The organism is Allomuricauda sp. d1 (assembly GCF_039592695.1).
Classification (GTDB): Bacteria; Bacteroidota; Bacteroidia; order Flavobacteriales; family Flavobacteriaceae; genus Flagellimonas_A.
Genome location: NZ_JBBUTK010000001.1, coordinates 602,285 through 615,574 on the forward strand (window position 1 = coordinate 602,285; position 13,290 = coordinate 615,574).

14 protein-coding genes are annotated in these 13,290 nt (G+C 42.9%); 4 read left to right on the plus strand and 10 right to left on the minus strand.

Translation table 11 applies throughout. The features are described from left to right. Window positions 1-88 precede the first annotated feature (88 nt). The 8 genes from AAAH86_RS02800 to AAAH86_RS02835 all read right to left on the minus strand — a co-directional run bounded on the left by AAAH86_RS02800 (window position 89) and on the right by AAAH86_RS02835 (window position 7,458). A complete protein-coding gene (locus AAAH86_RS02800) occupies window positions 89-439 on the minus strand; it encodes a DUF6515 family protein (RefSeq protein WP_343485979.1) in 351 nt (116 codons plus the stop codon). Window positions 440-553: 114 nt separating this feature from the next. Then, window positions 554-1,003 (minus strand): hypothetical protein, encoded by a 450-nt coding sequence (locus AAAH86_RS02805; protein WP_343485980.1) that lies wholly within the window; start codon window positions 1,001-1,003, stop codon window positions 554-556. Beyond that, window positions 984-1,511 carry a hypothetical protein gene (locus tag AAAH86_RS02810; RefSeq protein WP_343485981.1) on the minus strand — a complete coding sequence of 176 codons (528 nt, stop codon included), beginning with the start codon at window positions 1,509-1,511 and terminating at the stop codon, window positions 984-986. The genes AAAH86_RS02805 and AAAH86_RS02810 overlap by 20 nt, the downstream gene beginning before the upstream one ends. A gap of 33 nt (window positions 1,512-1,544) precedes the next feature. Then, window positions 1,545-2,087: an RNA polymerase sigma factor gene (locus AAAH86_RS02815; RefSeq protein ID WP_343485982.1), complete on the minus strand. Its 543-nt coding sequence runs from the start codon at window positions 2,085-2,087 to the stop codon at window positions 1,545-1,547. A 152-nt stretch (window positions 2,088-2,239) separates the two neighbouring features. Further along, window positions 2,240-4,063: an ABC transporter ATP-binding protein gene (locus AAAH86_RS02820; RefSeq protein WP_343485983.1), complete on the minus strand. Its 1,824-nt coding sequence runs from the start codon at window positions 4,061-4,063 to the stop codon at window positions 2,240-2,242. A 94-nt stretch (window positions 4,064-4,157) separates the two neighbouring features. Next, complete coding sequence (locus AAAH86_RS02825; protein ID WP_343485984.1) at window positions 4,158-5,867, minus strand: phospho-sugar mutase; 1,710 nt, start codon at window positions 5,865-5,867, stop codon at window positions 4,158-4,160. A gap of 58 nt (window positions 5,868-5,925) precedes the next feature. After that, window positions 5,926-6,876: a glycosyltransferase family 2 protein gene (locus AAAH86_RS02830; RefSeq protein WP_343485985.1), complete on the minus strand. Its 951-nt coding sequence runs from the start codon at window positions 6,874-6,876 to the stop codon at window positions 5,926-5,928. Between the two features lie 42 nt (window positions 6,877-6,918). Continuing rightward, window positions 6,919-7,458, minus strand: coding sequence for a DUF4199 domain-containing protein (locus tag AAAH86_RS02835; protein ID WP_343485986.1), 540 nt, complete (start codon window positions 7,456-7,458; stop codon window positions 6,919-6,921). Window positions 7,459-7,615: 157 nt separating this feature from the next. On the opposite strand from AAAH86_RS02835, the gene AAAH86_RS02840 reads away from it, so the two are divergent. Continuing rightward, window positions 7,616-7,894 (plus strand): type B 50S ribosomal protein L31, encoded by a 279-nt coding sequence (locus AAAH86_RS02840; RefSeq protein ID WP_343485987.1) that lies wholly within the window; start codon window positions 7,616-7,618, stop codon window positions 7,892-7,894. Window positions 7,895-8,061: 167 nt separating this feature from the next. Beyond that, on the plus strand, window positions 8,062-9,237 hold the full coding sequence (locus tag AAAH86_RS02845; protein ID WP_343485988.1) for a GlmU family protein: 1,176 nt from the start codon (window positions 8,062-8,064) through the stop codon (window positions 9,235-9,237). Between the two features lie 46 nt (window positions 9,238-9,283). On the opposite strand, the gene AAAH86_RS02850 is transcribed toward AAAH86_RS02845, so the two are convergent. Beyond that, window positions 9,284-10,303: an NAD-dependent epimerase/dehydratase family protein gene (locus AAAH86_RS02850; RefSeq protein ID WP_343485989.1), complete on the minus strand. Its 1,020-nt coding sequence runs from the start codon at window positions 10,301-10,303 to the stop codon at window positions 9,284-9,286. Between the two features lie 314 nt (window positions 10,304-10,617). Between AAAH86_RS02850 and mtaB the strand changes: the two genes are divergently transcribed. Continuing rightward, window positions 10,618-12,015: a tRNA (N(6)-L-threonylcarbamoyladenosine(37)-C(2))-methylthiotransferase MtaB gene (gene mtaB, locus AAAH86_RS02855; protein WP_343485990.1), complete on the plus strand. Its 1,398-nt coding sequence runs from the start codon at window positions 10,618-10,620 to the stop codon at window positions 12,013-12,015. A gap of 82 nt (window positions 12,016-12,097) precedes the next feature. Here the strand turns inward: mtaB and AAAH86_RS02860 are convergent, their stop codons facing one another. Next, window positions 12,098-12,391: a GNAT family N-acetyltransferase gene (locus AAAH86_RS02860; RefSeq protein WP_343485991.1), complete on the minus strand. Its 294-nt coding sequence runs from the start codon at window positions 12,389-12,391 to the stop codon at window positions 12,098-12,100. A 170-nt stretch (window positions 12,392-12,561) separates the two neighbouring features. Between AAAH86_RS02860 and AAAH86_RS02865 the strand changes: the two genes are divergently transcribed. Continuing rightward, a complete protein-coding gene (locus AAAH86_RS02865; RefSeq protein ID WP_343485992.1) occupies window positions 12,562-13,224 on the plus strand; it encodes an alpha/beta hydrolase in 663 nt (220 codons plus the stop codon). Window positions 13,225-13,290: the final 66 nt, after the last annotated feature.

A 13,290-nucleotide genomic window follows, 5' to 3' on the forward strand; every position in this document is an offset into this window, starting at 1 on the left:
GAGGGGAGCATAAAAAGAGCGGTCCACACTTCGACAAGCTCAGTGACCAGACCGCCCTTTTCAACTAACAACCAACCAAACCTAAAGACTATACGTTTACGACAACATAATGTCTTCCTGATTTTTTATACCAGACACCCTTGTGCTTGTACAGTTTTCTTCCATTGACATGTACAATCTTATTGCCTCTGGGCAGGTTTCGTACTTTGATGCCCACTGGTGCGGCACATACCACATACTTTCTACCTCGCGCTTTGTACCATACTCCGTTTGTAAAGTAAAAATTGGTTCTTTTGTGTACGATGACCCTTGGTTTTGAAAGGGTCGTAACTACCGTACCGTGTTTTGGATACACACGAACGACGGTTCGCTGTGCATTACAGCTTGATATACCTACCATCAGTATCAGGGTCAAAAGCATAAGTTTAATTCGTTTCATAACAATTGATTTATTTGGGTTTCTATTTCTTTGACCTTGACCGCAGAAAAAGGTTTAATGAAAAAAGGGGCCGTTTGGCCCCTTTTCAGTGTATTTTGTCGATTTCTGGATATTTTATCCTCCTCCCTTTCGTTTTCGGTACTGCTGCAACAGTCTTTTCTTAAAATCTTCTTCGGCCTTGAAGAGCATGATGATTTTTTTTGCGGATATGACTTCTCTGAGATTTTCGACCAATTCTTGCCCCGCTTGGCTTTTTTCTTGCTGTAAGGATACATACTGTGACAACAGCTTAGAAGCCTCTGACTCTGAAATTTCCGATACTTGTGCAGCACGTCCGCGCAGTTCTGTCCGTTCCCGTTTTCGAATGGCTTCCAGTTTTTCTTCGTGCTCGTTGTATACAGGCCAGAAGGCCTGCGCCTCCTTGCTGGTCAATGACAGTCGTTCGGTGATAAACGCGACCTTCAATGTTTTTACCCGATCCCGAACTGGGCCGCTCTGGGCCTTGAGTTGAAAGCCCATAAGCAAAATACAAATGAACAGTATGTTATTCATCCAATTCATCATACTCCAAATTTAATTCTTCAAGGTCTTCTACGGTTTCCTCCAAATACTCCAAAACGGTATCCTCCTCCAATGGTGTTTCTGTAATGTCATTGAACGAAAGGTTTTCCACAGGCAATACTTCGGCAATCTCATACGAGCTCAGTTCAAAATCTTCACTCTCAAAATAGGCAGTGATTTCTGCGTTGGCCAAATCATCGAATTCCACAACTTGTTGATTGTTGTTCCACTCAAAGACCAACACAAATATCGCAGCGATAGCGGCAGCGGCATAATAAAATGTTCTGTAGGATTTTAGGGAGACGACTTTTGCGCCTGAATTATCCCCACCCTTGAAAGTCTCAGCCTTCAACAAATCAAAATAGCCCTCGGGTACAGCGAAACCATCGGTTTTGGGAATGATATGGCTTTCGGTTTCAATTTCATCATCCAAACGTTGCTTCAATCGCTCGTTGAACGATTCAAAATATCCCTCAGGGGCCTTGAATGTATGTTTTGGTTTCTCCTTCATTGCACTTTTTTGACTATCATCTTAAAGAAAGGTTTAATCTTCCGTAAGATACGCTTCTATTTTTTTCACTGCTAAATGGTAGGAAGCCTTGAGTCCGCCCACCGAGGTTTCCAGCACTTCGGAAATCTCTTCATATTTCATCTCTTGAAAATACTTCATGTTGAACACCAATTTCTGCTTTTCGGGCAAGGTAGCCAACGCTTTTTGCAATTTCAATTGTATTTCATCCCCTTCAAAATATACATCCGACTGCAAATTGTCTACCAAAGATTGCTGTAATTCTTCACTCGAGACCCCCATTTTGCTTGACCGTTGCTTCAAAAAGGTCAGTGATTCGTTGGTGGCGATACGGTACATCCATGAATAAAGCTTGCTCTCAGCTTTGAATCCCTCGATATTTTTATACACTTTGATGAAGGTGTTCTGCAACACATCATCGGCATCATCATGGTTCATCACAATCCTACGGATATGCCAGTACAGCCTCTCTTTATAGGTGTTGACCAATGTTTCGAAGGCTCTTGAACGACTATCCGGATTTTTGAGTTCGGCCACTAAGGTTTCCTCAGCAATCAAAGGGACTGTTTTGGTGTTGGACTATAAAAATAGGGAATGGTTTAGTTTGATGGATATTGGATGCTCGGTATTGGATGCAAGATGCTGATTTAAACCAATAATAATTGTCCCCTTGAGGGGACTTTAGGGGTGTTTTTGAAGAATATTGAAAACTAGCCCAAATTCTGCATCTCTACCAACTTCTTATAACCCTTTTTGGATTTCATGAGCTCGTCATGGGTGCCCTGCTCGATGATTTCGCCCTTCTTGAGTACCACGATAGCGTCTGCATTTTGGATGGTCGACAGCCGATGTGCTATGACCAACGAGGTGCGGTTTTGCATCATTTTTTCCAAGGCATCCTGTACCAATCGTTCGCTTTCGGTATCAAGTGCAGAAGTGGCTTCATCCAATATCATGATGGGCGGATTCTTCAATACCGCGCGGGCAATGGAGAGCCGTTGTTTTTGTCCTCCGCTCAGTTTGTTGCCACTGTCACCGATGTTGGTGTTGTACCCATTTGGTAGTTCCATAATGAAATCGTGGGCATTGGCGATTTTGGCAGCTTTGATGATTTCATCTTCTGTGGCATTCTCCCTTCCTAAAGAAATATTGTTGCGTACCGTATCATTGAACAAAATGGAATCTTGGGTGACCAAGCCCATAAGACTTCGCAATGATTTTTTTGAAATGTCTTTGATATTGGTGCCATCAATCAAAATTTCGCCCTCGTTCACATCATAAAAACGGGTCACCAGATTGGCAATGGTACTTTTACCACTGCCCGATTGCCCTACAAGTGCCACCGTATGGCCCTTTTTTACGGTCAAGTCAAAATCTTTGAGCACATAGTCATCCTCATATTTGAAAGAGACACTCTTGAGTGTCAATTCTTTTTCAAAGTTGGAAATAGTCTTTGCGTCTGGAGCATCTTGAATCGGGTTTTCACTTTCTAAAATTTCCAAAACCCGTTCGGCTGCCGCATTTCCTTTACGTACACCGTAGGAAGCTTTGCTGATGGCTTTTGCCGGAGTTAAAATATTGTAAGCCAGACCCATATAAGTGATGAAAGCAGCGGCATCCAACGTTTTGTCAATCAATACCATACGCCCCCCGAACCAAAGTAACACTCCAATGACCAGAATGCCCAGGAACTCCCCCGTAGGTGAAGCCAAATTCTGGCGGTTCAACAAGCTGTTCGAAAACCTAAAAAACCGTTCCGTGGATGCTTTAAAGGTTTTATAGAATCGCGACTCAGAATTGAACGCTTTGATGACCCTAAGACCTCCCAATGTTTCTTCGACGATGGATAAAAATTCGCCCTGTTCTTTTTGTACCTTATCCGATTTCTTTTTTAGGGATTTGCCAATACGGGAAATGATGATTCCCGCAATGGGGATAAAAATGAACACGAACAGCGTCAATTTCACACTGATCAAGAACATGACGATAATGGTGAAGAGAATGGTCAGGGGTTCGCGCACGATCAATTCCAATATCGAAAGAAAAGAATGCTGTATTTCCAGAACATCCGATGTGATGCGGGCGATGACATCGCCTTTTCGCTTTTCCGTAAAGTAGGATACAGGAAGATCAACGATCTTGCGATACATCTTATTGCGAATGTCTTTTAGTACCCCATTGCGCAAGAAGGTAATGAAGTACATCGCCAAGTAATTGAAGAGGTTTTTCATGAAGAACAAGACCAGCACCAAAACCACGGCAATCACGAGACCGTTCATGGGATTGTCGCCCGAATACTGGGTGATTTGGTAGTTCATGTAATCCGTGAAATAGTCTTTGAGACCACCAATGCCTTGATAGACGGGAGGCTCTGCCAACTTTTCCGTTTTGCCGAACAACACGTTCAGCATCGGCATCAAAGCCGCAAAAGAAAGTGCGCTGAAAAGCGCATAAAGAATGTTGAAAAATATATTCAGAAATCCGTATTTGCGGTAAGGCCCCGCAAACCGTAGGATTTTTTTAAAGTATTCCATTACTCGATAATCGAGATTTATAATTCTTAAACGCTTGTTTCGAAAACTAAGGTTTGTTTCCCTTATATCACCTTGAGGGTTTGGCTAAGGTAGTTTATCCCAAGTTCAATTCGGCGATGATGCCCTTGATTTTGGCATCCAACTGCGAATTTACGGATTTAAAATCCTTGGGGTCGTTCAATTTCATGTTCGTGGTCATGTAAAACTTCACTTTAGGCTCGGTACCACTGGGCCTGGCAGCGATTCGCGTACCATCTTCGGTTTCATAGACGAGCACATTTGATTTGGGCAGATCAATATGTTTTTCTTCGCCTGTGACCACATTTTTAGCGATGGAAGTATTATAATCCTCAATCCAGATGACTTTTGAACCTTGAACCGATTCCACAGGATTTTCCTTGAATTCTTTCAGCATTTGCTTGATTTCTTCGGCACCGCTGATGCCCTTTTTGGTCAACGATATCAAATGTTCTTTGTAGAATCCGAATTTCACGTAACAATCAATGAGTTCTTTGTAGAACGAGCTGCCACCGGCCTTGGCCTGACTGGCAACCTCACAGGCCAATAGGGTAGCGGTGACCGCATCTTTATCGCGCACAAAGTCACCCACCATATAGCCAAAGCTCTCTTCACCACCGCCCACGAATTGTTCGTTGGGAAAATCCTTGATCATTTTGCCAATCCACTTGAAACCAGTCAGGGCGGTTTTAAAGCCTACCCTATAACTTTTTGCCAATTGCTCGACCATCGGGGTCGAAACAATGGTAGTGGCGATAAATTCATTGCCCTTAAAACCTTTTTTCTGGTATTGGTCCAGTAAAAACTTGGTCATCAGTACCATGGTCTGGTTGCCGTTGAGCAGTTCTATTTTTCCCTCTAGATTACGGACGGCAATGCCCAAGCGGTCACTGTCGGGATCCGTGCCCACCACCATATCAGCACCGATTTCCTCTGCTTTTGCAATGGCCATGGCCAATGCTTCTGGCTCTTCGGGATTGGGCGATTTTACCGTTGGAAAATTTCCATCAGGTTCTGCCTGCTCTTCAATGACGGTAACGTTTTTGTAGCCCGCCCGTTTCAATACTTCTGGAATGGCTGTAATGGAGGTACCATGGATGGAGGTGAACACAATCTTGAAATCATCTTTTCCATCCGCATTAAAACTTCCGTTTTTGACGGAAGCCTCAAAAAAGGCTTCATCCACTTCGGTATCGATGGCTTCAATGAGTTCGGGTTTTGCCTTGAAATTGACATCCTCATAATTCAACGCATCGATTTCGGCGATGATTTCCCCATCCTGTGGCGGTACAATCTGTCCGCCATCACCCCAGTACACTTTATAGCCGTTGTACTCAGGTGGGTTGTGCGATGCGGTCAAAACGATGCCCGCATGACAGCCCAAATGACGTACTGCGAAGGATAGTTCAGGGGTCGTGCGCAGCGCTGAAAATCGATAGACCTTGAGGTTGTTGGCAGAAAGCACCTCGGCAACGGTCTGTGAAAGGGTGTCGCTGTTGTGTCGGCAATCGTAGGCAATTACCACTTTTGGTGTTTCGTTTTGATACGTTTTGTTCAGATAGTTTGCCAAACCTTGGGTACTCTTGCCCAAGGTATATTTGTTGATGCGGTTGGTGCCCACGCCCATGATACCGCGCATGCCCCCGGTACCGAACTCCATATTCTTGTAGAAGCGCTCTTTCAGCTCTTCTTGGTCATTGTCAATAAGATGTTGGACCTCTTTCTTTACTTCGGGCTCAAAAAAATCGTTGAGCCAGGTTTTGGCGGTATCTAAAACGGAATCCATAGTGTTCAATTCAAATAGAGTTTATTTACTAAAATAAGAAGATTCGATGGCTTTTGCCTTATGGAATGTTCACCTTTTCTTTTATGGAATAATTGGCCCCGCTTCTGCGTGAGCGCACTAGGATTTCACCCAAGAATCCCGCTAAAAAGAACTGGGTGCCAATAATCATTGCAGTGAGCGCCAAATAGAACTGCGGTCTAGCCGTGATCAACCGCCCCGTGGGATTCACAAAAAGTTTGTCGATGCCCAGATAGATGGAGAATCCCAAACCAACGATGAACATCAACACCCCAAGGGCTCCAAAAAGATGCATGGGCGACTTGCCGAATTTAGAGACGAACCAAATGGTCACCAAATCCAAAAAGCCATTGATAAAGCGCTCTGCCCCGAATTTGGTCTTACCGTATTTTCTTGCTTGATGTTGTACCACTTTTTCCCCGATTTTTGAAAATCCCGCATTCTTTGCAAGAACGGGAATATAGCGGTGCATATCGCCCGCCACCTCGATATTTTTGACCACATCGCTTCTAAAGGCCTTCAGGCCACAGTTGAAATCGTGCAATTTTACCCCAGAAGTGCGTCGGGCTGCCCAATTGAACAGTTTTGAGGGCACATTTTTGGTCATGACCGAATCATAGCGTTTTTTCTTCCATCCAGAAATCAAATCAAATCTTTCTTTCGTAATCAAATGGTAGAGCTCGGGTATTTCTTCGGGATTGTCTTGTAAATCGGCATCCATGGTGATGACCACATCGCCTCCGGCTTCTTTGAACCCTGCATGTAAGGCCTGTGATTTACCATAGTTCTTAAAAAACCGGATGCCCTTGATATTGGCATTCGCATCGGATAGGGATTCAATGGTTTCCCAAGAACCATCGGTACTGCCATCATCGATAAAGATGATTTCATAAGAAAAATGATTGGATTGCATCACTTGTGCAATCCAATCATGAAGTTCGTTGAGCGATTCTTGTTCGTTCAGTAAGGGAATTACAATGGATAACTGCATGCGTTTCGACCGTAACGTGCCCCCAAAAGTAGTGTTTTGTTTTTAATAGGCGGGTTTGGCTTTTTTGAAAATCAAGCCAGCAATAAGGCCGATTACCAAACCGAGAATAATGTTAAAAATCAAGATAAATGGATAGGTTATCCAGAAATAATTGATTGTGCCGTCGTATTGCTGCTGTATTTGTTCAGTAGATGCAACACCAGCTTCTTCAGCGGCTGCCTTTTGCAATTCAGCAACTTTTACGGGAAATTCAGTATCGAGAACATTGACAAGAACCAACATGTAGATGATATAGATTATTGCTGAAATCAAAGCAATTCCAGTACCGATTTTTAATGCTTCGCCCAGCTTGAGATAACCTCCGTTGGCCTTTCTAAAATTAAAAACTCCCCAAAAGATAACCCCTATCATCAAAACAATGCTGATGATTTGGTTTACCGAACTTCTAGAGGTATGCGCATCTTGTAGAAACAACATGATGCCGAACACGACAAATAGCGCTCCTAATATAAGCCCGTAATTCAATGCAAATTTTCCAGTTTTAGGCGGATTTTCTCCCACGTTAGAAGTGTTTTCTTCCATTTTGTAAATGATTTAGTTGTTTGTTGATTAGTTAAATAGTTGTGAAAAATGTTACATCTAAATGTACGATTTTTTGATTTTTGAATTTTAGGGTTGTCAAAAGCCAAAAAATGGCTACATTTGCACTCCGAAATTTTCGAGATACAATTACATAGCGATGAGAAAAGACATACATCCTGAAAACTATAGATTGGTAGCGTTCAAAGACATGTCAAATGACGATGTTTTTATCACCAAGTCAACCGCTGAGTCTAAAGAGACCATCACCGTTGATGGCGAAGAATATCCTTTGATAAAGTTGGAAATTTCAAGAACGTCACATCCTTTCTATACAGGTAAGACCAAATTGATTGATACCGCAGGGCGAATTGACAAGTTCAAGAACAAATACAAGAAATTCGAAAAGCCCGCCAAGAAGGAAGAAGAGGCAGAATAACGAATTTTTTCACAATGATACAGACGCCTTCGAGATTTCTCGAGGGCGTTTTTTTTTGGCCTCCCCCATTGCGATAGCTATCGGGACTTCCGAAGGAGGGGAGTTGTTTCCGCTTTCGTTTAACAGGGGATTTAAGTTTTCCTATTTTTGTTTGGTAAATAGAAATCATGAACTACATTCTTGCCGATGGGCTGCACCGAAAAGCATTGCTTCCGTTTACGTTTACCCGCCCCGTGGCCGAAATACGTATTGGTATTCTCACCATCAGCAAAAAATGGGAGAAATGGTTGGGTGCTCCGTGCAGTTTTTTGACGGAGGAATACCTGCAGGAAAAGTTTCCCATTCAGGTCGAAGCTGAGAATGTTGTCATCATAGGCTCATTTTTACCCGATTCGACCTTGGTAGAAGCCATCAAAAGTTTGAAATCAGGGGAAGCCCTTGTTCTGAACGAGGAAGTCTTGGCCTATTCGACCGGTGACCCAAAAGACAGTTTTGATGTAAAGGATTACAAGCAAGTTCCATTTCGTGCTGAGGTGTTTTCGGTGAAGAACACGTGGGACATTTTCAGTAAGAACGGCAAGGCACTGCAAGCGGATTTTGATTTGATTACCAAAGGCAGAAAAAGCGCAGAATTGTCTGGCACCAACCAGTTGATACACCCTGAAAATATCTTTGCCGAAGAAGGGGCACAAGTTGAATACAGCATCTTGAATGCCACGCAAGGTCCAATTTACTTGGCCGAGGATTCCCAAATCTGGGAAGGTAGCCTCATACGCGGCGGTTTTGCGCTCTGTGAAAAGGCCATCGTGAAAATGGGGGCCAAAATCTACGGCCCGACTACGGTAGGGCCGCAAGGAAAAGTATGCGGAGAAATCAACAATTCGGTCATCTTTGGCTATTCAAGCAAGGGCCATGAAGGCTATTTGGGCAATTCGGTGTTGGGGGAGTGGTGCAATATCGGGGCCGACAGCAATAACTCGAACCTTAAGAACAATTATGCCAAAGTGCGTATATGGAACTACGCCACCGAGGCTTTTGACCAAACGGGATTGCAATTTTGCGGCCTTATGATGGGTGATCACAGCAAAAGTGCCATCAATACCATGTTTAACACGGGCACTGTGGTAGGGGTGAACGTCAATATTTATACGCCAGGTTTCCCCAGAAATTTCATCCCCAGTTTTAGTTGGGGTGGGGCTTCGGGATTTAAAGCCTATATGCCAGCCAAAGCCTTTGAGACGGCTGAGGTGATGATGGCCAGAAGGGGCGTTACATTTGACGATACCGAAAAACAGATTTTACAGCATGTCTTCGATTTGACTGGGAAATGGCGGAAGTATTAGGCAATTGCTATGTACAATGGACCTATGATCGGTAATACTTTAGTTATCACAATGCCTTCCATTTCTCTATAATTGATTTTTCCCTATTCAAAGTTGATTTTGGGTCGGTTTCAAACTTTTCTCTTCGTTCTGAAGTCACGGCATCGGAATACCACCAATCATAGGTGGCTTTCACTGATTCGGTCAACGGTCTAAATGTCAGACCATTTCTCTTTGCCTTTGTATTGCTGATTTTTGCTGACCCTCTGTTGTTTCCAACTGGCATAATCCACGGAACGATATAATGCACATTGTTCTCTTTTAGAAAATCATAATCGTCAATCTTTACGAAAGAAGTATCAACATCAAAGGTTTTTTTCGCCTCTTCAACAAATTCGTACATATTCTGCGCCTCTCTGGGCCCCACTGCATTAAATGTTCCAATTTTTTTATCCTCTATCAAACGAATCATCCATTCAGCAGCATCCCTTACATCAAGATATTGAATCCTATCATCTGATTTTCCAGGTATCATTACTTCTCCACCTTTACTCAATTTTACTGGCCAATGTATGGATCGATTGGTCCTATCGGAAGGCCCAATCATGTAGGTGGGCCTTACGACAATGGTTCTGTCCAGGCCAAATTGGTTCTTGGCTTCCTTCTCAGAATTTGCTTTCATCACCCCATAGCCATATTCTAATCGTTGTTCTTCATCAATACCTTCAGGTACAGAAAGCAATACTTCTGCATCTTCTTTATAATCATCGTCAAGATAGGGGTAGTACACACCGGTCGAAGAGGTGTAGAGATATAGCTCACAGTTTTCTTTTAAAAGTGCTGCTGATTTTTTTGTCCATTCCGCATTGTGGCCCGAATTGTCGATTACAGCGTCCCATTTACGGTTGTGCAATGCGGTCAAGTCATCGTTTCTATCTCCAATTAACGATTCAACTTGCTCAAAGAGGTTTTGATATATGGTAGGTTTGGTTTTTCCCCTTGTGAATGTGGTAATTGCATGCCCCCTGCCAATGGCATAGGCAATCTGATGTGGACCTAAAAAGCTGGTGCCTCCCAGAATTAGCATTTTAAGTTTTCTGTTGGTATTTTCAGCTTTAGCTTTTTCTTCTTTTTTAGTCTTGCAATTGTATAAGCTTAGTGGTAAAAAAGGAAGTACAATCCCAGTTTTAGCACCAAGTTCAATGAATTCTCTTCTTGTTTTTTTATAACTCATATTTCTTTGAATTTAAAAGACTACTTACCGATCAATAGCCTGAACATTACAGCTGATGGCTAAGTTAGCTTAAAAAATTGCACAAGTAATTTTCTGTATAGTGCGCATATAATCTTCTGTTCTAGAAATTTAACTCTTGTAATTGTTATCTTTGCACTCTTCAAAAAATGGAGTTTGTTTTGACAGAAGAGGTTACATCACATGGATTTCGAAACAAGTTCGGAAAAAGCAAAGTAGCATTCTACACCTTGGGCTGTAAGCTCAATTTTTCGGAGACCTCGACCATCGCGCGGGGTTTTGAAAACGAGGGTTTTCGGCGGGTGGACTTTTCCGAAGCATCAGATATTTATGTCATCAACACCTGTTCGGTCACCGAAAATGCCGATAAGCGGTTCAAGACCATCGTAAAACAAGCGCAAAATGGCAATCCAGAGGCATTTATCATTGCCATCGGCTGTTATGCCCAACTCAAGCCCGAAGAACTGGCTGATGTTCATGGTGTCGATTTGGTCTTGGGAGCTACCGAAAAATTTAAAATCACACATTACCTAAATGATTTATTGAGCCGTCCTTCGACTGCGCTCAGGATGACAGAAATACATTCCTGTGAAATTGAGGAGGCCGATTTTTATGTGGGCAGCTACGCCATTGGTGATCGCACCCGTGCTTTTTTAAAGGTACAGGATGGTTGCGACTATAAATGTACCTATTGTACCATTCCCTTGGCGCGGGGTATTTCTCGAAGTGATACTTTGGAAAATGTATTGAAGAATGCGGTTGAGATAGCATCCCAGGGCATCAAGGAAATTGTGCTGACGGGTGTCAACATTGGCGACTACGGCAAAGGGGAGTTTGGGAACAAAAAGCACGAGCATACTTTTTTTGGGTTGGTTCAGGCGTTGGATAGGGTAGAAGGCATCCACCGTCTTCGTATTTCCTCTATAGAACCAAATCTATTGAAAAACGAGACCATTGATTTTGTGGCGCAGAGCCAATCGTTTGTGCCCCATTTTCACATTCCCCTGCAAAGCGGCAGTGACAAGATTTTAAAATTGATGCGCCGCCGGTATTTGTCCAACCTGTATGTGGATCGCGTCAATCGAATCAAACAGGTGATGCCCCATGCCTGTATTGGAGTCGATGTGATTGTGGGCTTCCCGGAAGAAACTGATGAGGACTTTTTGGAAACCTACCATTTTTTGAACGAACTCGATATTTCGTATTTGCACGTCTTCACCTATTCTGAGCGTGATAATACGTTGGCGGCCGAAATGGATGGCGTGGTACCCAAAAACATCCGCGCGAAGCGAAGCAAAATGCTACGCGGCCTTTCGGCAAAAAAGCGCAGGGCTTTTTATGAGAGCCAGTTGGGCACCGTGCGAACCGTGCTTTTCGAGGGCGAGAACAAGCAGGGCTACATTTATGGTTTTACTGAAAACTACGTCAAGGTGAAAGCTCCTTGGAATCCTGAATTGGTCAACACCTTGCATGAAGTTGAATTGACCGAGATTGACGAAGATGGATTGGTTCGTTTTGAGTTTTTGAAAAATATGGTTGAAGTTTAGAAAGATTGCTTTGCTACGCTCGCAACCTTGCATAAAAAAATCCTGACGTTGTAGTCAGGATTTACTTTTCTTGAAAATCGTGTCAGATTCGAATTCCCACGGGGAGCATCTCTTTGTACTGCCTGTTCTTTCTCAAGAATCCCGCGATATGCGGACTTGTAGGCACCACTCTGAGGTTTTGCTCTTGAATGTGGTTGAGAACAGATTTGATGAAATCTTCTTTGAAACCGTTTAGGTTAATTTCTTCTGGTATGACCAGTTTGGTTAAAAATACCTTGCGCTCTTGTGATGAATACTCAATTTTAGCCAAGTGTCCGTCAACTTTAGCTTCAAACTGGCGTAAGAAACTATTGTCCTTGATTTCCATTTCTGTCATATAGTTTAGTTTAAATTGGTGTAAGATGTAGCTGCCGACGTAGGTGAAACCGTAACTACTCCAAAATTTAATATTTTCAAGGCCTGCAATGGAATGGGGTAATTGCAAACGGACGACAAAAGTAGCTAAAAAATCGCTAATTTCCTAGCAAAATCAAGTATCCACCCTGTATGTCAGCCCATAAAATAGCCGTTTATCTAATGCCCGGTATGGCGGCCAGCCCCTCTATTTTTAATGGATTACAATTATCGGAACAATATTTTAAGGTCAAGCGACTGCAATGGTTTCTACCCGACAAGGGGGTGTCTTTACAGCAATACGCCAAAGAAATGTGCGAACAGGTTGAGGAAGAAAATCCGGTACTTATCGGGGTTTCCTTCGGCGGATTTTTAGTTCAGGAAATGGCAAAACACGTCGCGGCCAAAAAAGTGATCATCATATCTTCGGTCAAGCATCATACAGAATTGCCAAAACGGATGCTGTTCGCACGGTATACAAAAGTTCACAAGTTATTGCCCACGGGCTTGGTGAATAATGTTGAACTGTTGGCAAAATATGCGTTTGGCGAAACGGTCACCAAACGATTGGAACTGTACGAGCAATATTTGGCGATGCGTGACAAAACCTATATTGACTGGTGCATTGATACTATCGTCAATTGGAAACAAACACAACCGCCCACTAATCTGGTGCATATTCATGGCGAAAAAGATGCTGTTTTTCCAATTTCGAACATCAATGATTGCATCACGGTCAAAAACGGAACGCACACGATGATCATTCATAGGGCAAAATGGTTTAATGAACACCTGCCCACAATTATTATGGATTGAACGAGTTGTAATAATGAACCCGTTTACTATTTTTCAACCGGTGAAAAGACCAATTTTTGATACAAT

What these genes read in the sequence shown, in the direction of transcription:
- AAAH86_RS02860 (WP_343485991.1), bottom strand. Translation starts at nt 12,391, where the DNA reads ATGACAGAAATGGAAATCAAGGACAATAGTTTCTTACGCCAGTTTGAA.
- AAAH86_RS02830 (WP_343485985.1), bottom strand. Translation starts at nt 6,876, where the DNA reads ATGCAGTTATCCATTGTAATTCCCTTACTGAACGAACAAGAATCGCTC.
- AAAH86_RS02800 (WP_343485979.1), bottom strand. Translation starts at nt 439, where the DNA reads ATGAAACGAATTAAACTTATGCTTTTGACCCTGATACTGATGGTAGGT.
- AAAH86_RS02805 (WP_343485980.1), bottom strand. Translation starts at nt 1,003, where the DNA reads ATGATGAATTGGATGAATAACATACTGTTCATTTGTATTTTGCTTATG.
- AAAH86_RS02850 (WP_343485989.1), bottom strand. Translation starts at nt 10,303, where the DNA reads ATGCTAATTCTGGGAGGCACCAGCTTTTTAGGTCCACATCAGATTGCC.
- AAAH86_RS02835 (WP_343485986.1), bottom strand. Translation starts at nt 7,458, where the DNA reads ATGGAAGAAAACACTTCTAACGTGGGAGAAAATCCGCCTAAAACTGGA.
- AAAH86_RS02865 (WP_343485992.1), top strand. Translation starts at nt 12,562, where the DNA reads ATGTCAGCCCATAAAATAGCCGTTTATCTAATGCCCGGTATGGCGGCC.
- AAAH86_RS02845 (WP_343485988.1), top strand. Translation starts at nt 8,062, where the DNA reads ATGAACTACATTCTTGCCGATGGGCTGCACCGAAAAGCATTGCTTCCG.
- AAAH86_RS02825 (WP_343485984.1), bottom strand. Translation starts at nt 5,867, where the DNA reads ATGGATTCCGTTTTAGATACCGCCAAAACCTGGCTCAACGATTTTTTT.
- AAAH86_RS02810 (WP_343485981.1), bottom strand. Translation starts at nt 1,511, where the DNA reads ATGAAGGAGAAACCAAAACATACATTCAAGGCCCCTGAGGGATATTTT.
- mtaB (WP_343485990.1), top strand. Translation starts at nt 10,618, where the DNA reads ATGGAGTTTGTTTTGACAGAAGAGGTTACATCACATGGATTTCGAAAC.
- AAAH86_RS02820 (WP_343485983.1), bottom strand. Translation starts at nt 4,063, where the DNA reads ATGGAATACTTTAAAAAAATCCTACGGTTTGCGGGGCCTTACCGCAAA.
- AAAH86_RS02840 (WP_343485987.1), top strand. Translation starts at nt 7,616, where the DNA reads ATGAGAAAAGACATACATCCTGAAAACTATAGATTGGTAGCGTTCAAA.